The 24,424-nt window shown below is 70.8% G+C and carries 18 protein-coding genes and 1 pseudogene; 8 read left to right on the forward strand and 11 right to left on the reverse strand.

What is annotated here, in order from left to right; all coding sequences use genetic code 11:
• Both ACJA3G_RS06390 and ACJA3G_RS06395 read right to left on the reverse strand, forming a co-directional pair.
• Nucleotides 1-2,434, reverse strand: a 2,434-nt coding sequence (locus tag ACJA3G_RS06390; protein WP_406551878.1) for a glycosyl hydrolase family 65 protein, incomplete at its 3' end; no start/stop codon positions are given.
• A gap of 184 nt (nucleotides 2,435-2,618) precedes the next feature.
• Nucleotides 2,619-3,287, reverse strand: a complete 669-nt coding sequence (locus tag ACJA3G_RS06395) for an O-methyltransferase (protein ID WP_406551879.1) — start codon at nucleotides 3,285-3,287, stop codon at nucleotides 2,619-2,621.
• A 267-nt stretch (nucleotides 3,288-3,554) separates the two neighbouring features.
• On the opposite strand from ACJA3G_RS06395, the gene ACJA3G_RS06400 reads away from it, so the two are divergent.
• Nucleotides 3,555-4,019 (forward strand): hypothetical protein, encoded by a 465-nt coding sequence (locus ACJA3G_RS06400; protein WP_406551880.1) that lies wholly within the window; start codon nucleotides 3,555-3,557, stop codon nucleotides 4,017-4,019.
• A 145-nt stretch (nucleotides 4,020-4,164) separates the two neighbouring features.
• Here the strand turns inward: ACJA3G_RS06400 and ACJA3G_RS06405 are convergent, their stop codons facing one another.
• Complete coding sequence (locus ACJA3G_RS06405; RefSeq protein WP_406551881.1) at nucleotides 4,165-5,577, reverse strand: family 2B encapsulin nanocompartment shell protein; 1,413 nt, start codon at nucleotides 5,575-5,577, stop codon at nucleotides 4,165-4,167.
• A gap of 866 nt (nucleotides 5,578-6,443) precedes the next feature.
• On the opposite strand from ACJA3G_RS06405, the gene ACJA3G_RS06410 reads away from it, so the two are divergent.
• Together ACJA3G_RS06410 and ACJA3G_RS06415 are read left to right on the forward strand one after the other, a co-directional pair.
• Nucleotides 6,444-7,736, forward strand: a complete 1,293-nt coding sequence (locus tag ACJA3G_RS06410) for a family 2 encapsulin nanocompartment cargo protein terpene cyclase (protein ID WP_408990288.1) — start codon at nucleotides 6,444-6,446, stop codon at nucleotides 7,734-7,736.
• A gap of 15 nt (nucleotides 7,737-7,751) precedes the next feature.
• Nucleotides 7,752-8,627, forward strand: a complete 876-nt coding sequence (locus ACJA3G_RS06415) for a geranyl diphosphate 2-C-methyltransferase (RefSeq protein WP_406551882.1) — start codon at nucleotides 7,752-7,754, stop codon at nucleotides 8,625-8,627.
• 127 nt (nucleotides 8,628-8,754) lie between these two features.
• On the opposite strand, the gene ACJA3G_RS06420 is transcribed toward ACJA3G_RS06415, so the two are convergent.
• Together ACJA3G_RS06420 and ACJA3G_RS06425 are read right to left on the reverse strand one after the other, a co-directional pair.
• The gene (locus tag ACJA3G_RS06420; RefSeq protein WP_406551883.1) at nucleotides 8,755-9,654 is read right to left on the reverse strand and encodes a methyltransferase domain-containing protein; all 900 of its coding nucleotides are present in this window, start codon (nucleotides 9,652-9,654) and stop codon (nucleotides 8,755-8,757) included.
• A gap of 281 nt (nucleotides 9,655-9,935) precedes the next feature.
• Nucleotides 9,936-10,886, reverse strand: a complete 951-nt coding sequence (locus tag ACJA3G_RS06425) for a MerR family transcriptional regulator (RefSeq protein WP_406551884.1) — start codon at nucleotides 10,884-10,886, stop codon at nucleotides 9,936-9,938.
• A 138-nt stretch (nucleotides 10,887-11,024) separates the two neighbouring features.
• Between ACJA3G_RS06425 and ACJA3G_RS06430 the strand changes: the two genes are divergently transcribed.
• Nucleotides 11,025-12,551, forward strand: coding sequence for an alpha/beta fold hydrolase (locus ACJA3G_RS06430; protein WP_406551885.1), 1,527 nt, complete (start codon nucleotides 11,025-11,027; stop codon nucleotides 12,549-12,551).
• A gap of 106 nt (nucleotides 12,552-12,657) precedes the next feature.
• Here the strand turns inward: ACJA3G_RS06430 and ACJA3G_RS06435 are convergent.
• Nucleotides 12,658-14,586, reverse strand: a pseudogene (locus ACJA3G_RS06435) (glycoside hydrolase family 3 protein); the annotation flags it as partial.
• 613 nt (nucleotides 14,587-15,199) lie between these two features.
• On the reverse strand, nucleotides 15,200-16,042 hold the full coding sequence (locus ACJA3G_RS06440; RefSeq protein WP_406551886.1) for a LysR family transcriptional regulator: 843 nt from the start codon (nucleotides 16,040-16,042) through the stop codon (nucleotides 15,200-15,202).
• Nucleotides 16,043-16,177: 135 nt separating this feature from the next.
• Here ACJA3G_RS06440 and ACJA3G_RS06445 point away from each other — a divergent pair, with 135 nt between their 5' ends.
• On the forward strand, nucleotides 16,178-16,873 hold the full coding sequence (locus ACJA3G_RS06445; protein ID WP_406551887.1) for an SDR family oxidoreductase: 696 nt from the start codon (nucleotides 16,178-16,180) through the stop codon (nucleotides 16,871-16,873).
• A gap of 69 nt (nucleotides 16,874-16,942) precedes the next feature.
• Here the strand turns inward: ACJA3G_RS06445 and ACJA3G_RS06450 are convergent, their stop codons facing one another.
• On the reverse strand, nucleotides 16,943-19,324 hold the full coding sequence (locus ACJA3G_RS06450) for a phosphoketolase (RefSeq protein ID WP_406551888.1): 2,382 nt from the start codon (nucleotides 19,322-19,324) through the stop codon (nucleotides 16,943-16,945).
• 426 nt (nucleotides 19,325-19,750) lie between these two features.
• On the opposite strand from ACJA3G_RS06450, the gene ACJA3G_RS06455 reads away from it, so the two are divergent.
• Nucleotides 19,751-20,215: a Crp/Fnr family transcriptional regulator gene (locus ACJA3G_RS06455; RefSeq protein WP_406551889.1), complete on the forward strand. Its 465-nt coding sequence runs from the start codon at nucleotides 19,751-19,753 to the stop codon at nucleotides 20,213-20,215.
• On the opposite strand, the gene ACJA3G_RS06460 is transcribed toward ACJA3G_RS06455, so the two are convergent.
• The 3 genes from ACJA3G_RS06460 to ACJA3G_RS06470 all read right to left on the reverse strand — a co-directional run bounded on the left by ACJA3G_RS06460 (nucleotide 20,176) and on the right by ACJA3G_RS06470 (nucleotide 22,510).
• Nucleotides 20,176-20,484, reverse strand: a complete 309-nt coding sequence (locus ACJA3G_RS06460) for a hypothetical protein (RefSeq protein WP_406551890.1) — start codon at nucleotides 20,482-20,484, stop codon at nucleotides 20,176-20,178. The genes ACJA3G_RS06455 and ACJA3G_RS06460 overlap by 40 nt on opposite strands.
• A gap of 101 nt (nucleotides 20,485-20,585) precedes the next feature.
• A complete protein-coding gene (locus ACJA3G_RS06465) occupies nucleotides 20,586-21,440 on the reverse strand; it encodes a pectate lyase (protein WP_406551891.1) in 855 nt (284 codons plus the stop codon).
• Nucleotides 21,441-21,511: 71 nt separating this feature from the next.
• Nucleotides 21,512-22,510 carry a polysaccharide lyase family 1 protein gene (locus ACJA3G_RS06470; RefSeq protein ID WP_406551892.1) on the reverse strand — a complete coding sequence of 333 codons (999 nt, stop codon included), beginning with the start codon at nucleotides 22,508-22,510 and terminating at the stop codon, nucleotides 21,512-21,514.
• A gap of 362 nt (nucleotides 22,511-22,872) precedes the next feature.
• Here ACJA3G_RS06470 and ACJA3G_RS06475 point away from each other — a divergent pair, with 362 nt between their 5' ends.
• Both ACJA3G_RS06475 and ACJA3G_RS06480 read left to right on the forward strand, forming a co-directional pair.
• Nucleotides 22,873-23,526 carry a GntR family transcriptional regulator gene (locus ACJA3G_RS06475; protein ID WP_406551893.1) on the forward strand — a complete coding sequence of 218 codons (654 nt, stop codon included), beginning with the start codon at nucleotides 22,873-22,875 and terminating at the stop codon, nucleotides 23,524-23,526.
• On the forward strand, nucleotides 23,523-24,424 hold a 902-nt coding region (locus tag ACJA3G_RS06480; RefSeq protein ID WP_406551894.1), incomplete at its 3' end, for a dihydrodipicolinate synthase family protein. The genes ACJA3G_RS06475 and ACJA3G_RS06480, both read left to right, overlap by 4 nt.

A 24,424-nucleotide genomic window follows, 5' to 3' on the forward strand; every position in this document is an offset into this window, starting at 1 on the left:
CGCCGGGCCTGTCCGCGTCAAGAGCGTCACCCCCACCTGGAACGCCACCAAGCCCGTCGCGTACAGCATCGAGCTGTCCCTCGACGGCCGGGGCGCCCTTGCTGACGATCTGCTCGCCCTGGGGGGTGTCGAGCGTCATCGGCGCGCCGCCGGTGAGGCGCACGGTGGTGCGGTGGGCGCCGAGTTCGATGTCGTAGGTGCGTCCCTGCCAGGTGAGGCCGCGCAGGGTGACACCGCGCTCCAGCTGCGGGGGCAGCATCGGGTCGAGGTGCAGCCGGTCCTCACGCATCCGCATACCGGTGAGGCCATTGGTGAAGACCTGGAGGAAACCGCCCTTGCCGGTGAGGAAGTCATGGGCGGGCGAGCCCGCCAGGGGGTCCTCCGCACCCGCCTTGTCACCGCGCGCCTCCGAGAACTGCGCGAAGGGGCCGCGGACGAACGGCTTGATGGAACGCTCCAGATAGGTGTACGTGGAGCAGCCCGGCTCACCGATCCCGGCGGCGTCGATGGCGTGCACCGAGTCCGTCATGGCCGGGCCGTCCGGGTCGGTGCGCTGCGCGTAGTAGTCGAGGGTGGCCGCGTCGGCGCCCTTGGGCATCGGCCACTCCAGCGGGTACATCAGCAGGACGGTGTCGGCCTGTTTGATGGTGCTGCCGCGGTAGCCGTCGTACTGCTGGAAGACCTTGTCGTGTGCGTCGTACGGGATCCGGATGCGGTCGGCGATCGTCTTCCACTCGGCGGGGGCCCGCCGGCCGAGCAGCTCGGCGGCGCGGGCGGCGTGGCGCAGGGCGGTGGCGGCTCCGGCGTTGGTGAAGACCGCGTCGTCCACACCGTTGCTGTATTCGTCCGGGCCGGCCGTGTCCTTGATCGAGTAACTGCCGTCCGGGTTGGCGCTGACACGGCCCGCCCAGAACTCGGCGATGCCCCGCAACACCGGCCAGCCACGCTCGCGCAGCCAGGTCGTGTCCTTGGTGGCGAGGTAGTACTGCCAGGTGGCCAGGGAGATGTCGGACTGGAGGTGGATCTGCGTGCGGCAGTGCGGGGGGTCCACGCTGTGGCACTCCTGCGCCAGGTTCCCCGAACTTCCGCTGTTCCAGGGGAAGAAGAGGCCCTGGTAGCCGAGTTTGCGGGCGTTCTCGCGCGCGCCCGCGCGGGTCCGGTAGCGGTAGTCGAGCACGGACTTGGCGAGCTCGGGCCGGGTGGCGAGCAGGCCCGGGTACATCCAGGTCTCGGCGTCCCAGAAGATGAGGCCCGCGTAGTTGTCGCTGGTCAGCCCGGCCGGGGCGATGCTGTTGGCGGCGCCCGCCCGGGTGTTGGAGAGGAGCCCGTACTGGGCGGAGCGCACCCATGTCTGCATCTCGGGCTGCCCGGGCACCTCGATGTCGCTGCGCCACAGGCGGGCCCAGGCGGCGGTGTGGGAGCGCAGCAGGGCCTCCCAGCCACGCCCGGCGGCGCGTCGCGAGGCGATGGTGGCGTCGTTGCGCGGTGCGCGTGAGGTGAGCGCGGTGTCGACGCCGACGTACTTGGTGAAGTCGTAGGACCGCCCGCTGCGGACCGGCACGGTGAGGGACTGACGAGTGGTCATTCCCTTGGCCGGTGCCGCCGGCTGGGCTTCGGCGCCGTGCACCGCGTTCCCGGCACGCAGGGTCGAGGCGACGGCTCCGTCCACGTTCGTACCGTCCGTACGGAAGGCGACGTCCATGGTGGGCGCGGTGCGGCCGGCGCGGGAGCCGCCGGTCCGGTCACCGCCGCCGGTCTGCGAGATACGCCGCGCGCCGCGGCCGTCCAGCATGTCGGTGACGGTGGCTCGGCCGCTCCAGTGCGGCGTCATGCTCATACGTACGGCACCGACGTGCGGATCGGCGCGGTCGGTGAGGACCTCGTAGACGAGGTCGGTGCTGCGGCCGTCGGCGGCCGTCCAGGTCAACGAGGTCCGGACCAGTCCGCAGTGGAGGAAGAGCGACTGGCGGTAGTGGGAGACGCGACCGGACGGCGTCGAAGAGTTGAAGGTGTCGCCCCGCGCTCCGCCGGTGCTGAGGGTGAGCGCGGTCCAGTTGGGCAGCGCGGCGACGGCCTGCCGGTCGCCGGCGGTCTGCTGGTTGTGCGCGTACAGACCGGAGACGAGGGAGCCGTCGTAGCGCGGGGTGAACAGCGGCCAGCCGGTCTTGGCCTCGCTGTCGGCGTATCCGGCGCCGTTGGGTGGCACGCGCTGCCCCAGATAGCCGTTGCCGACGAAGGCGTGATGGCTGTCGGCCGTATCGATCCGGGTGGCGTCGAGGGTCCAGCCGGCGCCGCTGCGGCAGGTCGCGTCCGAGACGGAGGTGTTACGCGCGGTCTGCGAGGCCGCGGCCGGGGCGGAGGTGACAAGTGATCCGGCCAGCAGCACCGCAGTCAGTCGGGCGGCACGAGGCCGTACGCCGAGGGAGTACGTCATTGTTCTCCGTCACTCTGGTTCGACTGCGAGGTCCTGGGACCATAAATTTCCTGAACGATCCACGTCAATAGGCGTGCATTATCGGTCAAGTGTCGAAGGAATGGGGGGAACGTGAAGGCTTCCGTCAGGCGGGGCGTGCGTGCACAGGACAGACGTGCCGCTGGCCGGCTCGGCTGCCGCCGCGTCAGTCGGTGACGAGGGCGAGCGTGAAGCCGTCGTACCCCTTGGAGCCGACGGTCTGCACCGTGGTGGCGGTGAGTCGCGGGTGGGCGGCGATGAGCTCGGTGAAGCGGCGTACGCCCTGGACACGGGGGTCGGCGCTGGCCGGATCGGTGACCGCGCCGTCGCGGACGACGTTGTCGCCGACGATGACGCTGCCGGGGTGCGTCAACCTCAGGGCCCACTCCAGATAGTCGGGGTTGGAGGGCTTGTCGGCGTCGATGAAGACGAGGTCGAACGGCCCGGCGCCCTCCCGCGCGAGCTGGGGCAGCGAGTCGATGGCCTTGCCGACGCGCAGGTCGACGACGTGGTCGAGTCCCGCGCGCGCGATGTTGGAGGCCGCCACGGCGGCATACCGCTCATCGGCCTCCAGCGTCACCAGGCGTCCGCCGTCCGGGAGGGCCCGGGCGAGCCATATGGTGCTGTATCCGCCGAGCGTGCCGATCTCCAGCACGGTACGCGCGCCTCGGAGCCGGGTGATCAGGTGGAGCAGCTTCCCCTGGTTGGGCGCGACCTGGTGGGGCGGAAGCCCGGCCGAGTCGCTCTCCGTCGCGGCGGCGAGCAGTGGCTCATCCTCGTCCACCAGGAGGCCGTTGAAGTAGTCGTCGACCGCGGTCCAGGTCTGCTGGGACATAGTGAGTTCCTTTTCGATACCTACTAAGTTTCATCGAGGAACTTACTACGACCCGTCAGTCGGCTGTCAACGGTTCACAGAAGGGGAGCGATCCCGCCGACATCGGCTCTCACCACCCGAACGATGGTCCAGGCGAGGGTGACGCTACGCATTCGGCGTAGGAGCGGTGGCTGAGGTGGTGGGCGTGCCGCACGGTGTGGACGAGGAAGTGCGGCATCACGCCAGTCTCCCCGATCCACCGCCTCTCGAACAGGAGAACCGTCTCTGATGCGTGCCACATGGACCGCTGCCGCCCTGACCGCGGCGCTTGCCCTCACCCCGGTCGCCTCGGCCGCCGCCGCCGTCCCGCGTCCCGGCGCCGACACCCCGCAGCCGGCCACGGCCGCGGCCCTGCCCATGGATCAGCCCGTATCGGCGGTCCCGACGAGACCGGTGACGGCACCGGTCACCCAGGGCAACACACAGAGCCCGCTGGCACCGCAGACCGCGCCCGCGGCGCCGGCCGACGACGGCGGTGGCGGCCTGGTGTCGGTCGTGACGGGCCTGGTGAAGACCCTGCAGAACGTACTGAGCGGCCTCCTCGGCAACCTGTCGTCGGCCAAGCCCCCCGCGGCGACGAGCGCGCTCAACGACCAGGCGACGACGAGCCAGTTGGTCCCCCCGGCCACGCTGGCGGAGCTGCTCAAGACCGTCGACGCCCTGAAGGCCGCCGAGACCGCCGCGGCTCAGTAGCCACCCGAGCCCCCTGTCCGGGGCGGGCCGCAGCCGCTCCGGACACGGCGCGCGTCGCGGCGCTGTGCGCGCGCCGGTTGTCCGGAAGCGATCCCGGCCCGGACATGACGGGCCGGGATCGACGCGTCCGGCCGGCAGTCGGCCGTCAGCGCCAGCGGCTGACCTCCACGTTCTCCAGGATGCCCAGGGCGTCGGGGACGAGGATCGCGGCCGAGTAGTAGGCGGTGACCAGGTACGAGATGATCGCCTGCTCGTCGATGCCCATGAACCGCACCGACAGGCCCGGCTCGATCTCGTCGGGGATCCCCTCCTGCCGCAGGCCGATCACCCCCTGCTCCTCCTTGCCCGTACGCATACAGAGGATCGAGGTGGTGCGCTCGGGAGAGACGGGGATCTTGCCGCACGGGAAGATGGGCACTCCGCGCCACGCGGGAAGCCGGTGGCCGCCGAAGTCCACCGACTCCGGGACCAGACCACGTTTGTTGCACTCACGGCCGAAGGCGGCGATGGCCTTGGGGTGGGCGAGGAAGAACTTGTTGCCGCGGCGGCGCGAGAGCAGTTCGTCCATGTCGTCGGGGCTGGGCACCCCGTCGTGCGGCTGGAGGCGCTGGCCGTAGTCGCAGTTGGCCAGCAGACCGAACTCACGGTTGTTGACCAGCTCGTCCTCCTGACGCTCGCGCAGCGCCTCGACCGTGAGCCGCAACTGCTGCTCCGTCTGGTTCATCGGCTGGTTGTAGAGGTCCGCGACCCGGCTGTGAACCTTCAGCACCGTCTGAGCGACGGAGAGTTCGTACTCGCGCGGCGCGCCCTCGTAGTCCACGTACGTGTGCGGGATCACGGCCTCGCCGACATGGCCGGCCGACAGATCGATCGCGGCCTCGCCGTACTTGTTGGTCCGCTGCTCGGGGATCGCCGCGTAGGCGGTCAGATGGTCACCCAGGCTGCCCGCGCGCTCGGCGAGGTTGAGCACATCAGCCCGCCGCAGCGCCAGCACCGTACAGTCCGTCGCCGCGCGGGCCGAGGCCTCCCAGGTGGCGTCGGACGAGACGAGCGCCTGCTCGCCCAGGTACGCCCCGTCGGCCAGGACCGCGAGCACCGCCTCGCCGCCGTAGGGACCCGGACCGACGCGCTCCACCCGGCCGTGGGCCAGCAGATACACCGTGTCCACCGGATCGCCCCGGGTGGCCAGGACTTCCCCCGCGGCGAAATCGCGCTGCTCGCAGCGGTTCGCCAGCTCCTCCAGCGCCGCCCCGTCCTCGAAGCCGCGCAGCGCGGGCAGCTCCCCCAGCTCGGCCGGGATCACGGCGACCTGCCGGCCGGTCTGCACGAAGGTGACCTTCCCGTCACCCACCGAGTAGCTCAGCCGCCGGTTGACCCGGTACGTACCACCCTGGACCTGCACCCACGGCAGCATCCGCAGCAGCCACCGGGAGCTGATCTCCTGCATCTGGGGAACGGACTTGGTGGTGGTCGCCAGATTCCGCGCGGCGGCGGTACCGAGACTCTGTTGTTCGCGTTCCCGGTCCACCGACTCCTGCGGACTTGCATCAACCGACATTGAGGGTCCTTCCTTCGAACGGAGAACAGTCAGGGACAGCCTGACCGCAAGAAAGGGAATTCGCTACTACACGAACGAGTGCAAGGATTTACCCAACCCGGCGGAGTGGAACTGGATTTGGCCAATCTCACACGCCACAGCCCGAGCTGCGGGAAGGGACTCAGGAAGGGGACGCTCGTACCCCGATGGAATTCGGTGCGGCGGGTCCGCTCACGCCACGTCCGCGCCGTGTCACGCTCACCGTGCGGCCCAGTAGACGCGGCGAACCCCCCATCGGCTTACCGGAAGCGCAGGTCCGCGCAGGTGTGCGGGCGGCAAACCCGCTGGGGCCCGCGTCACCATATCGAATGACAACGGGCCTTCTCGGTCCGCCGGTTCGCAAAACCGTCCTACCCTCGTTCCTGGATCTGGAAGGAAGGCTTCCAGCCGCGCCCTCTTTCTTTTCCCTTTCCCGCGGTGCCGGGTGTGAACGGGCAATGCCCGTATACCTGCGTCCCCTTCGCCGCCGATACCGTAGAAATGACCCAGCGATGACCGTGGACACCAGCCGGACGAGTGCGGACACCAGCATGCGGCCGAAACCGCGCCCGCAGCCCAGACAGACCTGGGAGGGTGCACAGGCATTCCCCGACTTCGGTACATCCGTCGTGAGGATGCGGGAATCCGCCTGCCCCTGACTGTTCGCCGGGCCGCTCCTCATGCGTCCACCCACGTTCTGTCCTGCGCGCCGGAACCCCGCGGGCACCTGCCCTCTTCGATGCCCCTCTTCCAGGCGCCGGATCACCCCCGCACGCGCCCACGAGGGCCCGGCCCTTCCGGACGCCCTAGGCGTGCTGACACCCGTCCACCCACCCAAGGAGTCATGGATGCCCGGTCCCCCGCTCTACTCGGTGCCGACAGTGGGCCCCCAGGCCATGGCACCGTCAGCCCCACCCGGTGACGCACCTCCTGACGCGGGCGGCTGCCCTGAGGACGCGGCGGCCTGCGCCCAGGACCCGGCCCCCACTCCGGAGGGGGACGGCTCGGCGCCGCACATCCTTGAGACCGAGACGGCCTGCGAGGACGACGCGCGAGGCGACCCCGCGCCGGAACGCGACGCCTGGGAACGGGTGCTGAGCGGGCCGAACGGTCTGGGCACCACGGGCCTGCGGCTGGTGTTGCGCGCGCAGCCACCCACACCGTGCCGGGAGATCCCGAGCCTCTACTACCACCCCGTACCCGAACCCGACGCGGCGCGGGTGGCGGAGGTCAGCCGGCGGATCAAGGACTGGGCGGTGGACGAGGTCGAGCTGTACCCGCCCGAGTGGGAGGACCAGTTCGACGGTTTCTCCCTGGGCAGATACATGGTCGCCTGCCATCCCGACGCCCCCACCATCGAGCACCTGATGGTCGCCACCCGGCTGATGGCCGCGGAGAACGCGGTCGACGACTGCTACTGCGAGGACCACGGGGGCTCACCCGTCGGTCTCGGCGGACGCCTCCTGCTGGCCCACACCGCGCTCGACCCGCTCCACACCGCGCAGGAGTACGAGGCGCCCTGGGCGGACTCCCTCCACAGCGACGCCCCGCGCCGGGCCTACCGCTCGGCCATGGACTACCTCCTCCAGGCCGCCAGCGCGTCCCAGGCCGACCGCTTCCGGCACGACATGGCCCGTCTGCACCTGGGGTACCTCGCCGAGGCCGCCTGGGCGCAGACGGAGTACGTGCCCGAGGTGTGGGAGTACCTGGCCATGCGGCAGTTCAACAACTTCCGCCCCTGCCCCACCATCACCGACACCGTCGGGGGCTACGAACTGCCCGCCGACCTGCATGCCCAGCCGGCCATGCAGCGGGTCATCGCCCTCGCCTCCAACGCCACCACCATCGTCAACGACCTGTACTCGTACACCAAGGAACTCGCCGCCCCCGGCCGGCACATGAACCTGCCCGTGGTGCTCGCCGAGCGCGAGGACCTCGGTGAGCGCGACGCGTACCTCAAGGCCATCGGGATCCACAACGACCTGATGCACGCCTTCGAGGCCGAGGCCGCCGCCCTGGCGCTCGCCTGCCCCGTCCCCCAGGTCACCCGCTTCCTGCGCGGTGTGGCGGCGTGGGTCGACGGCAACCACCACTGGCACCAGACCAACACCTACCGCTACGGCCTGCCCGATTTCTGGTAACYAAGGAGACCCATCGTGCCCAAGACAGCCGAAGCCGCCACCACCGCGGCCATCCCCCACCCGGCGACCCCCTACCAGGGAGACATCGCCCGCTACTGGGACCACGAGGCCCGGCCGGTGAACCTGCGCCTGGGCGACGTGGACGGCCTCTACCACCACCACTACGGCATCGGGGCCGTCGACGAGTCCGCGCTCACCCACCCCACGGACAGCGACCGCGAGACGAAACTCATCGCCGAAATGCACCGGCTGGAGTCCGCCCAGGCCGATCTGCTCCTGGACCACCTCGGCCCCATCCAGCCGGACGCGCTGCTCGTGGACGCCGGCTGCGGGCGCGGTGGCTCCATGGTGATGGCCCATCAGCGCTTCGGCTGCTCGGTCCAGGGCGTCACCCTCTCCACCAAGCAGGCCGACTTCGCCAACCAGCGCGCCCGCGAGCTCGGCATCGACGGGTCCGTACGGGCCCATGTCCGCAACATGCTCGACATGCCCTTCACGAACGGGCAGGCGGCGGCCTCGTGGAACAACGAGTCGAGCATGTACGTCGACCTGCACGACCTCTTCGCCGAGCACGCCCGCATCCTGGCTCCCGGCGGCCGGTACGTGACCATCACCGGCTGCTGGAACCCCGTGTACGGACAGCCCTCCAAGTGGGTGTCCCAGATCAACGCCCACTTCGAATGCAACATCCACTCCCGCCGTGAATACCTGCGGGCCATGGCCGACAACCGTCTCGTCCCGCAGACGATCACCGATCTGACACCGGCGACCCTGCCCTACTGGGAGCTGCGCGCCACCTCATCCCTGACCACGGGCATCGAGGAGGCGTTCCTCAACTCCTACAAGGACGGTTCCTTCCAGTACCTCCTGATCGCGGCCGACCGCGTCTGACCGACCGGCCACCGGCGAATGAGGCTTTCCGCGCCCGGCGAGGGCGGGCACGCTCACCACCTGCCCGCCCTCGTGCGCCCGGGGACCGTGAGGGTCGAGCGGGCCGATGGGAGGAGAGAGTCGGTTCTCACTCCATGAGCAGGATCCGCTGGCGTCCGCCGCCTATGGTGACGCGGTACTCGACCTCGCTGTAGGCGGGCCACGTCCCCCTCACCGTCGGCCAGCCCAGCTCCGCGTAGGGGAGCTCGTCCCGTTGTCCGCGCATCTTCATGAACGCGACGCCCGTCACGAGCCGGCCCCGGGCGCCGCCCTCCCCGTCGGCGACGAGCCGCAGCAGGGCGTCGTGGCCGAAGGGGCCGTTGAGCGGGGTGACGACGACGGCGCCGGGTGCGGCCTGGTCCAGCCAGGCCTGGGGGACGCGGCGTACCGCGGCGGTCGAGATGATTCTGGTGTAGGGGCCACGCTGGGGGTGGCCCTCCTCCCCGTCCGCGCAGACGACGGCCGGCCGGAGCCCCAGTCGGGCGAGTCTGTCCCGGGCCAGGTCGGCCAGGTATGGGTCTATCTCCACCGTGGTCAGTTGCTCAGGGGGCACCCGCTGGGCCAGCACGGCGGTGCTGTAGCCGGTGCCGGTGCCGATCTCCAGGGCGGTGTCGCCGGGGCCGGGGTCGAGGTGGTGCAGCATGTCCACCACGACGGCCGGGCACGAGGCGGCGGAGGTGAACGCCTCCCGGGTCGGACCGTCCTGTGGTCGTACGCGCCCGTCCGCGACCTGGGTGATGAGTGACGCCTGCGCCGTGTAGACGGCCCGCAGCCATGAACGGGGCCGAAGCGCACGGTCGATGACCGGGTGCAGTCCGTCCTCACCGGGGTAGGGCCACCACACCTGGTCGGGTATGAAGTGCTCGCGCGGCACCGTCAGGAACGCGGCGCGCAGCCAGGGCCGCCCATGGAAGTGGCCGAATTCCTTCCCGTCGAGTTCGGCCGCGCAGCGCGCGCGCAGTTCCTGGGGGTCGACCGGGGTCGCCATGCCGGCGTATCCGCCTAGTCGTCTTCCGCCGGGGGACTGGGTTCGGGCTCCGGAGCGGGATTGCCCGGATCACCCGGTGAACTGTGCGGGCCGCCCACCTGGCCGTCCGAGTCCTGACGACTACCCATGAACGTCTCCTCCCCAAGGGACGGCCAACTCGGTGCCGCGGCCGTCGTGTTACGCGGACGGTACCCCCGCTCGGGGAGGCGGATCCAGGCGGCGGGGAAGGCCGCCACCGATTCCCGGGCAGGCACACCTCGCCTCGGCCCCGGGCCCCTTCCTCACGCAGCCGCCTCGGCCGTCTGCGCGGTCAGCGCCGCGAGCAGCCAGTCGTGTGCCACGCCCGGGGTCGCCACCGGTCTGCCGTCTCCGGGGCCGGTGACCTCGGCCACCAGCTCCCAGTAGTGGTCGATCCGCGGGTCCGCCGCGAGGCTCGGGCCCAGGGCGCGACGGAAGTACGGGGTGTCCCGGGTGCGCCCGGAGGCCGCGTAGGCGGCCACGAAGCAGTCCAGCGCCTCTCCCGCGCGCGGCGCGCGCCCCCGTCGCACCTGCGCGCCCGCGAGCTCGTACGCTTCGGCCAGACCCGCGTACAGCGCGTCCGGGCGGAAGTCGGGTGCGGAGGTGTGCGCCGCGGGCTGGCAGGGTTCGCTGGCGAGGCACGGCCGGTTCACGAAGGCGTTGAGCCGGGCGAAGGCCAGGACCTGTGCGGGGCCGGGGTCGTCGGGCGGTGCCGGGACCGCCACGTCCAGGAACGCCGAACGGGCGCGGGCCGGCATCCGGGGCGGCAGCCAGGCCCGCCAGAACCGCGCCAGCGGGTCCGTGCTCGGCGGGGCGGCCACCGCACCGAGCAGCCGCAGCCGGTCGGCGCGCTCCTGCGGCGCGCACTCCTGGATGAGCCGCAGACCCGCCTCGCGCCACCGCAACGCCCGGATGTCGTCCCCCAGTTGGCGCAGCTGCCCGGCGACGGCCGCCTCCAGCGCCTGCCCGCCCGTACCGTCGTCCTCGTCGAGGATCCGCCGCACCTCGGGCAGAGGCAGGTCCAGCGCGCGCAGCGAACGGATCAGCCGCAGCCGGTCCAGCGCCGCCGGGCCGTACCGGCGGTGTCCGCCCGAGCTGCGGGAGGCCTCCGGCAGCAGGCCTCGGTCGGAGTAGAAGCGGACGGTCTTGACGGTGACGCCGGCGTGCTCGGCGAGTTCGCCGATGCTCCACAGGCCGTCGGGGGACAGTGGCACTTGAACCTCCCTCAGGGGGAGTTCCTACCGTACCGGTGAGCGCGGACGGCCGATCGAGGACCACGGGGGTGCCGTCCGCGCGCAGACCGCACGGACCGCCGCGTACGGGGGCTTCCGGCAAGAGGAGAGGAAAGATCCATGACCGCGTTCATCCTGGTGTCCGGCACGTTCACCGGCGGTTGCGTGTGGGAGGAGACGGCGGCGCGGCTCGCAGCGGCGGGCGCCGAGGTGTACGCGCCGGACCTCACCGGGCTCGGCGAGCGCCGCACGGTCGCGGGCCCCGGCACGGACCTGGAGACGCACATCGCGGACGTGCTCGCGGTGATCGACGGCATCGGCGCGGATCGGGAACTCGTGCTCGTCGGCCATGACTACGGCATCCACCCCGTGCTCGGCGCCGCCGACCGGCGTGCCGAGCGCGTCAAGCGGATCGTGTACGTGGACGCCGGTATGCCGATGGACGGGCTGCCGGCCCTGGCCGCCGTACCCGATCAGGCTTTGCGTGAGGAGCTGGCCAAGCTCGCCGAGCAGGGCGGCGAAGCCGTCACCGGGCTGCTTCCGGCCCCGGTCGACGCCGCCGAGTGGGGGCGGTGGGGCAGCACCGCGGGCGTCCCCGAGCGGGCGCTGGAGCGGCTGACCCGGCTCGCGGCGCCGCAGCCCCTCGGCACGCTGCTGCAGCCGCTCCACCTGACGGGCGCGGTGGCGGCCGTGCCGACCAGCGCCGTGTTGTGCAGCGGCAACGGCGCGGGCATCGAGCTGCTCCAGAACCTGGTGAACATGGGCCACTCCGCCCTCCAGTCGCTCGTCGACCCGCGGGTGTCGTTCTTCGAGCTTCCCACCGGGCACTGGCCGATGCTCTCCTCCCCCGGCGAGCTGGCCGAGGCGCTGCTGGCGGCGTCCGCGGGCGAGGGCCACCGGCTGACGCCCGCCGATGACGAACTTCCCTCGTACCTGCGGCCGTTCCCGCTGGACGTGCCCGAGGTGCCGCGCGAGAGGAACGGGCACGTCGATCTGTACGTCCCGGAGGCCGGCGGCGGGGAGGCGCTGCCCGCGGTGCTGTTCGTCCACGGCGGACCGGTGCCCGCCGACGCGCGGCTCACCCCGCGCGACTGGCCGGTGTTCGCCGGTTACGCGCGCCTCGCGGCGGCGCGGGGAGTGGTGGGCGCGGTGCTGGACCACCGGCTGCACGCCGTCACCGACTTCCCGCTCGCGGCGCGGGACGTCGCGGCGGCGGTGGAGTTGGTCCGGGCCGACCCCCGGGTCGACGCGGACCGTATCGCCCTGTGGTTCTTCTCGGGCGGCAGCCCGCTCTCCGCGGTGTGGCTGGGCGCGCCCCCGGCGTGGCTGCGCTGTCTGGCGGCCACGTATCCGGTTCTGGCGCCGTTCCCGAACTGGGGCCTCGCCGAGGGCTCCTTCCGCCCGGTGGACGCGCTGCCCGACGCGGGCGGGCTGCCCGTCGTGCTGACCCGGGTGGGCCTGGAGATGCCCGAGATCGCGGCGACCGTCGAGCAGTTCCTGACTGCGGCCGAGGACTGCGGTGCCGACGTGGAAGTAATCGACGTCCCGAACGGCCACCACGGCTTCGAGACACGCCTGCCCGGCGACGAGGCGCGCGCGGCGGTCGAGCGGGCGATGCGCTCGGTGCTGGCCCGTCTCAGGGCCTGACGGACCCGGTTCGCCGGTACCGGCCCCGCCACCCGGGCGGGGCCGGTACCACAGGTCCGGCCAGGCGTTTGGGTGCCCGCTGGTCAGGACCTGCTGGTCAGCGCCCGGTGGTCAGGCCGTACCCGTAGGGAAACAGCGGGTCGTAGTGCGCGTCACCGATGTTGATCGGTTCCTGGGCCTCGCTGCGGGGCCAGGTGACGGGGAGCTTGCCGGTGAAGGGGCGCTTGCCGAACAGGACGTCGGCGACCCCGTCGCCCTCGCTGCCGGGGAGCCAGGACATGACGAAGGCGTCCGCCTTGGGCAGTTGGTCGGTGATGATCTGCGGTCGGCCGGCGACATCGAGGACGAGGCATGTCTTGATCGCGGAGCATACGCGGTCGATGTTCGCCCGGTCCGTGGCGGAGAGGTTCAGTGTGTTGCCGCCGTTGCCCACGTCGCCGACGCCCTCCGCGTAGGGGGTTTCCCCGACGACGACGACACCGACGTCGTGGCCTGCCGTGGGGGCGCTGGCGTCGGCGCTGTAGGTGACGTTCTTCGCCTCGCGCCGGATGCCCCGCAGGATGGTGGTGCCGGGGAAGGCGGTGTTGCCGGACTGGCCCTGCCAGGTCACCGTCCAGCCGCCCGCCTGGTTGCCGAGGTCGTCGGCGTTGACCCCGGCCACGTAGATCTTCTGGGAGGGCCTGAGCGGCAGGGTGTGGTGGTCGTTCTTCAACAGGACCTGGGACTCCGCGACCGCGCGGCGGGCCACCGCCCGGTGCGCGGGTGAGCCGATGGTGTCGATGCCGGCCCGGTCGGTGTAGGGGTGCTCGAACAGGCCGAGCCGGAACTTCGCCCGCAGGATGCGCGAGACGGCGTCGTCGATGCGGGACATCGGGACCCGCCCGGCCTCGACCTCGGCGGTGAGGGCCTGCTCGAACTGCGGGGCGTTGTACGGCTGCATGAACATATCCATGCCGGCGTTGACGGAGGTGCGGACCTGGGTGGCGAAGTCACCGGGCAGTTGGGTGATCGCGTCCCAGTCGCTGATGAGGAACCCTTCGAAGCCGATCTTCCGTTTCAGGACGTCGGTGAGGAGTTCCTTGCTGGCGCTCATCTTCACCGGCTTGCTGCCCGGCACGTCGGTCCACTGGACGGACGAGAAGGACGGCATGACGCTGCCCACGTCATGGACTTGGACGGCGGTGACGTAGGGCGCCAGGTCCACGGCGGCGAAGCGCCGGTGGCTGGTGACGGTGGTTCCCTGGTCGACGGTGTAGTCGTTGGTGGTGGAGGTCCCGTAGGTGGTGTCGCCGTCACCGGCGTAGTGCTTGACGGTGGCGAGCACCCGGTCGGGGCGGGCCAGGTCCTTCGTACGGGTGCCCTGGAAGCCGTCGATGGCGCTTTCCATCCGCTGCACCAGGGCGGGGTCCTCGCCGAAGCTCTCGTACGTACGGCCCCACCGGTCGTCGCGGGCCACGCAGACGCACGGCGCGAACACCCACTGCGGGCCGGTGGCCCGGGTCTCGGTGGCCGTGATGTGCTCCTCCTCGGCCACCAGCCGGGGATCGCGCGTGGCGCCCATGCCGATGTTGTGCGGGAAGATCGTCGCACCGACCAGGTTGCCGTTCCCGTGTACGGAGTCGATCCCGTACAGCAGCGGGATGTGCAGCCGGGTCGCGAGGGCGTGCCGCTGGTACCCGTCGACCATGTCCGCCCACGCCTCGGGCGTGTTGGGCGTCGGCGTGGAGCCGCCGCCGGAGAGCAGCGAGCCGAGGTTGAGGTCCGTGATACGGGTGGGTTCGGCGTCGACCGCACCGCGTTCGGTCTGCGTCATCTGGCCGATCTTCTCCGCCGTCGTCATCCGGCCGAGAAGGTCGGAGACGCGCCGTGCCACGGGCAGCTCCGGGTTGAGGTAGGGCAGCGCCCGGCCGTGGGAGGCGGTGGCCGGGGAGTCCGGGGCGGCCAGGGCCGGAGCGGCCGGGATGGCGGTGGCGACGAGTGCGGCGGCGGTGAGCAGGAGGCCCGACGTACGTCGGCGGCGGGTGGTGCGGGTGTGCGGCAGCGGGCCGCGCACGGGCTGTTGGGTCACGTGGTGCTCCTTGTGAGTGGCCGCTTCTGAGGAGGGGTGAAGGGCGCGCCTGGGGATGGGCGGCGCCGTCGAACTGAGGTCAGGGAGCGCTCCCAGAACGCGGTTGCGCCGAGTCCGGCTCCTTTCGGTACCGCGCGAGGGGACTGGGCGCCACGGAGCCACTCTCCGATACATCTGATACATCCGATACGGAAGAACCAGTGCGGCGACACACGAGCTCATCCAGCTCGCTTACGCCGCAATAAATGAAGCCAGTGACGCTGATTGCCTGTCAAGCAGTGTGCATGCGTTCAGTTTCCGAAGGAAAAGTGGCGCGCCCCTGACAAGGGTGAATGAGTAAAGATCACTAGTCACGGACGCGGCGGCCGACCGTCGGGGCTCTGTAGCGCATATCCGAAGTCGCCCTACTGGATGTGCTTTTGGGCAGTTCCCCGGTGGACCCGGTCGCCGTGGACGTGGACGTCCGGGTATCAGCTCGGTCGGGTCCGGTGCGCTGGAGCGAGAGCGGCGGGCCCGGTGACCAGCGACGCCCCAATGAATTCAGCAGTCAAACGCAGAGCTTTCGGCGGGCTCGTCCGCCTCACCTTTCCTCGGGCTCCCGCTCCGTATCAGCGGCCTGTCGCCGCAGTGCCGTCGTGGCGATGTCCAGGAAATCCGCCACGGGGTGGGAGCGGTCGCTCTCCGGTACGGCCAGGCAGGTCGGGACGGGCACGGCGTCGGTGACGGGCAGGTAGACGAGGTCGGGGCGGGAGTAGGAGCGGGCGATGCTGACCGGGAGGAGGGCGATGCCCTGGCCGGAGGCGATCAGCTCGAACTTCTCGTCCAGTGAGGCCGTCCGCCGTGACTTGACGTCGAGGATCGGCTCGCGGTCGAGGTCGGCCGATGTGAGGGCCGGGCGGCCTGCCAGGGGGTGTGCCGTCGGGAGGCACGCGACCTTGGTCTCGTGGCCGATGGGGACGGTTCGCAGCCCGGTGTCGTCGAAGGGGCCCCGGAGGTACGCCACGTGCGCGCGGCCGTCGCGGAGCGGCGCGTCACGCTCCTGCCAGGGCAGCGGAAGGACATCGATCTCGATGTCCGGGTGGGTCGCCGTGAACGCCCGTATGGCATGCGAGACCTGGAGTCCGGCCGAGAACGCGACCACGAGCCGCTGCTCGCCGCGCTCGGCCTCGCGCACCCTCCGCAGCGCCACGTCCACCACGGTCGCGATCCTTGACGCTTCGTCATAAAGCCGCTTCCCCGCGGGAGTCAGCTCGACACTGCGCGTGGACCGCGTGAGGAGCACGCACCCCAGCTCCTGCTCGAACGCGCGGATCTGCCGGCTGAGGACGGGCTGTGCGATGAACAGCGCCTGCGCCGCCCGGCCGAAGTGCCGGTGCTCGGCCACCGCGACGAAGTAGCGGAGCTTGCGCAGATCCAGATCCATGCCGTCACGGTATCAATCGGGCCCGAAGGGTATTGGACGCCCGCCCGGGCCGCTCGGAGACTTGCAGCCATACCGCTCGCCGCACGTGCCGCGACGTTCGTTCACCCAGCTCTCGCAGACCATCCAAGGAATCACATGAACGACACCCGTAGGACCGCTCTCATCGTCGGAGCCTCGCGGACGATCGGCCTCGGGCTCGCCGCCGAGTACCTTCGCCGCGGCTGGGACGTCATCGGTACGGTCCGGGGCAGCCGGCGCACCGCTCTCCACGACCTGGCCGACGCGTCCGCAGGACGGCTGACCGTCGAGTCGCTGGAAATGACCGAGCCGGATCAGATCTCGGCGCTGCGCGACCGGCTGGAGCGGCGCACCCTCGACCTGCTCTTCGTCAACGCCGCCATCACACGCGGCGACATCCCGATCGGCGAGGTACCGACGGAGATGTTCACCGAGGTGATGATCACCAACGCGCTCAGCCCGATGCGCGTGGTGGAGACCCTGCATCCGCTGGTCGCGCCGACGGGGACCATCGGCATCATGTCCTCCGACCAGGGAAGCGTCTCCCTGAACACCAGGGGCGGCCAGGACCTGTACCGAGCCAGCAAGTCCGCGCTGAACCAGCTGATGCGCTGCTACGCCGCCCGCCGCGCCGACGACACACGGACGCTGCTGCTCATGGACCCGGGCTGGGTCCGCACCGGCCTCGGCGGCGCCGACGCCGAGCTCAGCGTCGAGGAGAGCGTCCCCGGCGTGGCGGAGACGATCGAGGGCCAGCAGCGGAAGCCGGGCCTCCACTTCTTGGACCACCAGGGGCAGGTCGTGCCCTGGTAGCCGGGCGCGGAAGTGACCCGCGCTCCTTGATCCGGAACGCGCGAGGCCACCCCCCTCCCGGCCAGGGCGTCAGGCGTTCCAGATCCAGTCCGCGACCTCCGGCAGATCGGTGCCGTGCTCGCGGATCCAGGCGTGGTGGCGGGTACGGGCGTCGGCCATCGCCTGGCGGACGGCGGCGGCCCGTACCGCGAGGCCGGGGACGCGGTCGATGACGTCCATGACCAGGCGGTAGCGGTCCAGGTCGTTGCGGACCACCATGTCGAACGGCGTGGTCGTGGTGCCGGACTCCTTGTAGCCGCGCACATGCAGGTTCCCGTGGCCACTGCGGCGGTACGCGAGGCGGTGGATCAGCCACGGATAGCCGTGGTAGGCGAAGATCACCGGCTTGTCCGGGGTGAACAGCCCGTCGTACTCGAAGTCGCTCATCCCGTGCGGGTGTTCCTCGCGCGGCAGGAGCCGGGTCATGTCGACCACGTTGACCACGCGGACGGCGAGGTCCGGCAGGTGCCGGCGCAGCAGTTGCGCGGCGGCCAGCACCTCCTGGGTGGGCACATCGCCGGCGCAGGCCAGGACGACGTCCGGCTCACCGCCGTTCTCCGTGCCCGCCCACTCCCAGGTCCCCGCTCCCCGGGCGCAGTGGGCGCGGGCGGCTTCCATGGAGAGCCAGTCGAAACAGGGCTGCTTGCCCGCCACGACCACGTTGACGTAGTCGCGGCTGCGCAGCACGTGGTCGGCGACCGACAGGAGCGTGTTGGCGTCCGGCGGCAGATAGACCCGGACGACCTCGGGGCTCTTGTTGAGGACGTGGTCGACGAAGCCGGGGTCCTGGTGGGAGAAGCCGTTGTGGTCCTGGCGCCACACATGCGAGGTCAGCAGGTAGTTGAGGGAGGCGATCGGGGCGCGCCAGGGCAGTTCGCGGGCTGTCTTGAGCCACTTGATGTGCTGGTTGACCATCGAGTCGACGATGTGCACGAACGCCTCGTAGCACGAGAACAGCCCGTGCCGGCCGGTCAGCAGATAGCCCTCCAGCCATCCCTGGCAGGTGTGTTCCGACAGGATCTCCAGCACCCGGCCGTGGTGGTCGAGGTGTTCGTCGACCGGTCGGTACTCGGCCTGCCAGGCCTTTCCGCTGACCTCGAAGACGGCCTGGAGCCGGTTGGAGGCGGTCTCGTCCGGCCCGACCAGCCGGAAGTCGCGGCGCGCACCGGTGTCCTTCATCACCCGGGCGAGGAGGTCGCCGAGGATACGGGTGGGCTCGTGCAGGGTCGTGCCGGGTTTGTCGACGGGTACGGCGAAGTCGTCGAGCGGGGCGACGGGCAGGTCCCGCAGGAGGAGTCCGCCATTGGCGTGCGGGGTGGCGCCGAGCCGCCTGGCGCCGTCGGGGACGCAGGCGAGCACCTCGGCGACGGGGCGCCCGTCCGGGCCGAAGAGCTCCTCCGGCCGGTACGAACGCAGCCAGCTCTCCAGCTGCCGCAGATGTTCGGGGTTCTCGCGGACACCGGCCAGCGGCACCTGGTGGGCCCGCCAGGTGCCCTCGACGGGGACGCCGTCGACCTCGGCGGGACCGGTCCAGCCCTTGGGGGTGCGCAGGACGATCATCGGCCAGTGCACGCGTTCGGTGGACCCGTCCTCGCGTGCGGTCCGCTGCTTCGAGGCGATCCGGTCCAGCGCGTCGTCGAGGGCGCGGGCCATGGCCCGGTGCACTTGGAGGGGGTCGTCACCGCCGACATGGATGGGCTCGTGCCCGTACCCCCGCAGCAGCGCGTCGAGCTCCTCTTCCGGGAGACGGGCGAGCACCGTCGGGTTGGCGATCTTGTAGCCGTTGAGGTGCAGGATCGGCAGCACCGCGCCGTCGTGCACGGGGTCGAGGAACTTGTTGGAGTGCCAGGAGGCGGCCAGTGGTCCGGTCTCCGCCTCGCCGTCGCCGACCACGCAGGCGACCAGCAGGTTCGGATTGTCGAAGGCGGCGCCGTAGGCGTGGGAGAGCGAGTAGCCGAGCTCGCCTCCCTCGTGGATGGAACCGGGCGTCTCGGGGGCGACATGGCTGGGCACCCCGCCGGGGAAGGAGAACTGCCGGAACAGCCGGGCCATCCCCTCGCCGTCGCGCGGCACGTCCGGATAGGTCTCGCTGTAGCTGCCCTCCAGCCAGGAGTTGGCCAGCACGGACGGACCGCCGTGCCCGGGCCCCCACACGCACAGCGCGTCGAGCCCACGCGCCTTGATCACCCGGTTCAGATGGGTGTACACGAGATTCAGGCCCGGCGAGGTGCCCCAGTGACCCAGCAGCCGGGGCTTGATGTGCTCGGGCTTCAGTGGCTCGGTGAGCAGCGCGTTGGACATCAGGTAGATCTGGCCCGCCGCAAGGTAGTTGGCGGCGCGCCAGTGCGCGTCCAGGGTGCGCAGTTCGTCGTCGGAAAGTACCGTGGCGTCCTGGTGTTCGACCGTGGACATGGGCGGGACTCCAGAAGTCGTCGGGACGGATCATCGGGCAGTGGAGCGGCACGGCCGACAGGAGGACGGCGACGCCGCCGGGCGAGACGGTGGCCTTCAGGCCTACGTTCCCGACGGTGCCGCGAGCCTCTGAGCGGACCTCCTCCACCTTCCCGGATTGCCGCGTCGTCCGCGAGGGCTGACCGGGCCCCGGGGCCGGGCCGACAGTCCCCCTGGGCGTTGCCCGGCGGGCGGGGCGCTTCGCACCCGGCCCGGAAGGCAGTCACTCTCCGTACCTACCGAATAACCGCCCGAAATCATTCGTGTGGGCCCGCGAAGCTTGTCCTCCTCGCCGCGCTTGGCCTCTCCGGCTCGCTGACGGCACCACCCCGCGCGGATGCGGCGATCGGGTGACACTGGAAGGGAATCCGGACAGGGAGGCCGTCCATGAGCAATCCGACCTCGATCACCACAGCGCTTCCGGCCGAGTACCGCGACCGCCTCATGACCATTCCCCGCGAGACCAATTTCTCCGCGGGAGTGCGACTCTTCAACGAGGGCGGCCACGCCGACCGGTTCTGGATCGTGCGCTCCGGCACCGTGACGCTCGACATGCACGTACCCGGCAGACGCCCGGCCGTGATCGGACAGCTCGGCTCCGGCGAGCTGGTGGGCTGGTCGTGGATGTTCCACCCGTACGTGTGGCAGCTGGGCGCCGAGGCGATGACGCCGGTGCGCACGTACGAGTTCGACGCGGCGGCCGTGCGGGCCATGATGGACGCCGACACCGCGTTCTCCGCGGCGATCGGCGCGTGGGTGGGCCGCGTCCTCGCCCACCGCCTCCATGCGGCCCGTATCAGGCTGCTCGATCTTTACGCGCCGCACGGCAGTGGCAGCGACAGCCTGCTGTGACACACACCGGCCGAGGGCTCGACAGCACCGCTTCTACATGCCAACGTGGTGCAGCGGCTCACGGTGATCGAGCCGGGGTTGCCGTTGTCCGTGATGCCCTTCGCGGCGTTCCGGAACGCCACGGTGTCGCGCAGGGTGTGTGCGGCGGCGGGCGCGGGCGTGCCGCCGCCGAGCTTGAAACCGTTGCCGTCGCCCGCGAAGTCCGGGAAGCCCCAGCGGTTGAAGCCGTTGCCGTACGCGGCGCTCGTGATGCTGCCCGTGCCGGACATCCGGCCTCCCTTGCTCGATGAGGTGTGCCGCCGCCCGGCCTGGTCCGGGCCGGGCGGCGGCGGGTGGGGGGCTTGTGCAGTCAACTATTGGCGGAGGGACGTCAGTTGTACGTGATGTCGGCGGCCGAGTAGCGGCAGTACGTACCGTCCGGACCGCTGCCGAGCACCTTGGGCTCGGCCCCCGTGTTGTTGCCCTCGTAGCGCACGCACGGCTTGATCTTCTTGCTGCTGTCGCCGTGGATGCGGACGGCGCGCAGGGTGGCAGTGTCTCCGTAGTTGCTGTTGATGCCCACCAGGGTCTTGCCGGGCGCGGTCGCGTCCACGTTGTCGACGACCACCTTGCGCTTGTACTGCGTGGAGCAGTTGCCGCAACTGCGCACGAGCTTGCCGAAGTCGGCGACCTGGAACCCTCCGGTCACGGTGAGGGTGCCGGCGCCGTTGAACTGGAAGACCTTGTCAGAGGCCTTCCTGGCGCCGCCGCCCTCCACGCGGTAGACGGCGGAGGAGGACTTGCCCTTGAAGGTGGCGGCGTCCTCGCCGACGTCCTCCCACCACACGTTCTTGAGCGTGCAGGTCCCCAGGCAGTGGATGCCGTCGGCGGCGGGTGCGCCGATGACGACGTTGGACAGGACGGCGCCGTCCTTGAGCTGGAACAGCGGTGACTGGTTCTCGCTCTGGCCGCCGTCACCGAGGTCACCGCTGCCGTAGAAGCGCTGCATCTTGCCGTCGTACGCACCCGAGACCTCGATGGTCGCCGGGACGGGCTTGCTCGTGCCGGGAGTCGGCCAGCCGGCCACGGCGGTGGCTGTGACGGCGGCCGTGGGGGTGGCCGCGTTCGCCGCTCCGGTGAGTGCGCCCGTGAGGATCGCGGTGGCCGCCAGACCGAAGGCGGCGGCGCCCGCGCCGAGGACCGCCCGACCGGGGCGGCGCGAGCGGGTCCGTGCTGGTGAAGTCATCTCTCGTCTCCTTGTGTTGCCGTTGCCATTGCCCTTGGCTGTTGTCCTTGCCGTTGCCGGACCTGCGGGCCTCAGAGCTTTCCGGCCCCGGCTCCGGCGGTCACCGACGCGACGACGGAGGAGGCGGGCTCGGCGGTGTACGCGTAGGGGGCGGAGGTGAAGGAGCCCGTCCGGGAGACCTCCAGCGCGGCGCCGCCGAGGTCGTTGCCCCGGAGGTTGGCGTAGCCGTCGGTGCTGCTGTCCCGGTTCGTGGTCACGGCGACCTTCGTCGAGCGGAAGACGTTGTTCTCGACGAGCATCTGCGCGCCCATCCGGGAGTGGACGGCGGTGTCGGCACCCTCGACGTAGTTGTCGTAGAAGTGGCCGGTGCCGAACCGCAGGCTGGGGATGCGTGAGTTGACGTTGCTGAAGTGGTTGTGGTGGTACGTCACCCTCAGGTGCCCGGTGTCCTCGGAGGCGTTCTTGTCGCTGTGGCCGACGAGGGAGCCCTTGTAGTGGTCCTTGAAGGTGTTCCAGGAGACGGTGACGTAGTCGGAGCCATGGGTGATGTCGACCAGTCCGTCGTAGTGGTCCTTGCCGTGGTCGCGGTCCGAGGAGAAGGTGTTGTGGTCGATCCACACCTTCGTCGACTTCTGCACGGTGATGCCGTCGGCCGGCGCCACGGGCTTGCTGATGTTCAGATTGCGGATGACGACGTTGGTCTCCTGCTTCACACGCAGGCCACCCCCGGTGAACCCGGAGGCCGAACCGACGCCGAGGACCGTGGTGTTGGAGCCGACGTCGACCTGTCCGGTGAGCGTGATCAGACCGCTGACCTTGACGACCTTGGCCGTGTCACCGGTGACGGCGGTCTTGAAGGCGGCGAGGGTGGACACGGTGACAGGTGTCGCCGCGCCGCCGCCGGAGGTGCCCGCGCCGAAGCCGACGGGTGCGGTTTCGGCGGCGGGGGCGGCGGGTGCCGTGCCGACGGCGCCGGCGGACTGGGGCAGCCCGGCCAGTGCCGTGGCGGCGACGGCGGTCGCTGCCAGAAGGAGGGTGCGGGGACGCTTGTGGGGGGCGTGCGTGCGCATGCGGGTGGGTCCCTTCGGATCGGGAATGTTGGCCCGTCGGTACGGGCGAGTGGGGGTGGAGCCCGACTGCTCAGCGGTGCACGGAGTTCAGTGTGCGGAACGTCGTTCGAGTATCTGATGCGCTCTGATCGCGGCCATGCACGGCAACTGCCGTTCTCTCGGCGCGTGCCACACAGGCGGGCGACCGGGGTCACACTGATGAATGGAACGTAGAGGGAAAGCGCTTTCTCGTCAACGCCCCGACCGGATCTCGTACCGGTACGTCAGATCCGTTGACTCACCGCGGAATCGGCCCTACTTTCATCGCGTCGTACCTGATGCGTCATATATGAGACGCGATACGTGACAGTCGAGAGGCGCGCATGACCTCTGTGCCCACACCCATCCCCTCACGGACCCAGTTCGTGCTGGAAGCCGTCAAACACCGCATCCTGACCGGCCAGTTGGCCCCGGGCCAGGCACTCGTCGAGGTCGAACTCGCCGCGCACTACGGGGTGTCCAAGACCCCCGTGCGCGAGGCGCTCAAGACGCTGGCCGGCACCGGGCTGGTCGTGATGAACCAGTACAAGGGCGTCACGGTACGCATGGTGGACGCGGACATGGCGCGCGAGGTGTACGACGTACGGCTGCTCCTCGAACCCGAGGCGCTGCGCCGCACCGTCCGCGCGTCAGCGGGCCTGGACTCCGCGCGCGAGGCCCTGGAGCGGGCCGACACCGCATCGGACACCGCCGAACGCTCGCTGGCCAACCGGGAGTTCCACCGCGCCCTGTACCTGCCGTGCGGCAACCCGCTGCTCGCGCGGATGCTGGACGAGGTGCGCGACCAGGCGGCGCTGGTCTCTGCGGTCGCCTGGGCGGCGGATCCGTCCTGGGAGCGGGAGGCGGCGGAGCACCGGGAGATCCTGCGGCTCGCCCTGGCCGGCGACGCGGACGGCGCCTCCCGGGCCCTGCACGCCCACATCGCGTCCTTCGTCGAACGGGCCTTCCCGTCGGCCGAGGAAGAGGACCCGATATGACGGCGCCGTACGACTCCCTGCGCGGCGCTCTGGCCGATGTCGTGGCGATCCCGGTGACGCCGTTCGCCCAGGACGGGTCCATCGATCACGACACCCTTCGCGCACTGCTGCGCAGACTGCTGGACGACGGCGTACGGACGCTCACCCCGAACGGCAACACCGGGGAGTTCTACGCCCTCACACCGCAGGAGCGCGGAGCCGTCGTCGAGTCGACCGTCGCCGAGGCCGGTGGCCGGGCGGCGATCCTCGTCGGCGTCGGACACGATGTGCCGACGGCCATCGAGGCCGCCCGGCACGCGCGGGATGCGGGCGCCGACATGCTGATGGTGCATCAGCCCGTGCACCCCTATGTCGCGGCCGGAGGATGGGTCGACTACCACCGGGCCATCGCGGACTCCGTCCCCGAGCTGGGGGTCGTCCCCTACATCCGTAACGCCCACCTGGCGGGCGAGCACCTGGCGGCGCTGGGCGAGGCGTGTCCGAACGTGATCGGGGTGAAGTACGCGGTGCCGGACGCGGCGCGGTTCGCCGCGTTCGCCCGCGACGCCGGTCTGGAGCGGTTCGTGTGGGTGGCCGGTCTGGCCGAGCCGTACGCGCCCTCCTACTTCTCCGCCGGGGCGACCGGGTTCACCTCCGGCCTGGTCAATGTCGCACCGAAGATCTCCCTGACCATGCTCGAAGCGCTGCGGTCGGGTGATTATCCGGCCGCCATGCGGGTGTGGGAGCAGATCCGGCGCTTCGAGGAGCTGCGGGCCGCCGACTCCTCGGCCAACAACGTGACCGTGGTCAAGGAGGCGCTCGCCGTGCTGGGCCTGTGCCGCCGCCATGTCCGCTCCCCCAGCAGAGCGCTGGACGCGGCCGGGCGCGCCGAGGTCGCCGCCATCGTCGAGGGGTGGGG

The sequence above is a fragment of the Streptomyces sp. YS-3 genome, assembly GCF_045257485.1.
Taxonomy (GTDB): Bacteria; Actinomycetota; Actinomycetes; order Streptomycetales; family Streptomycetaceae; genus Streptomyces.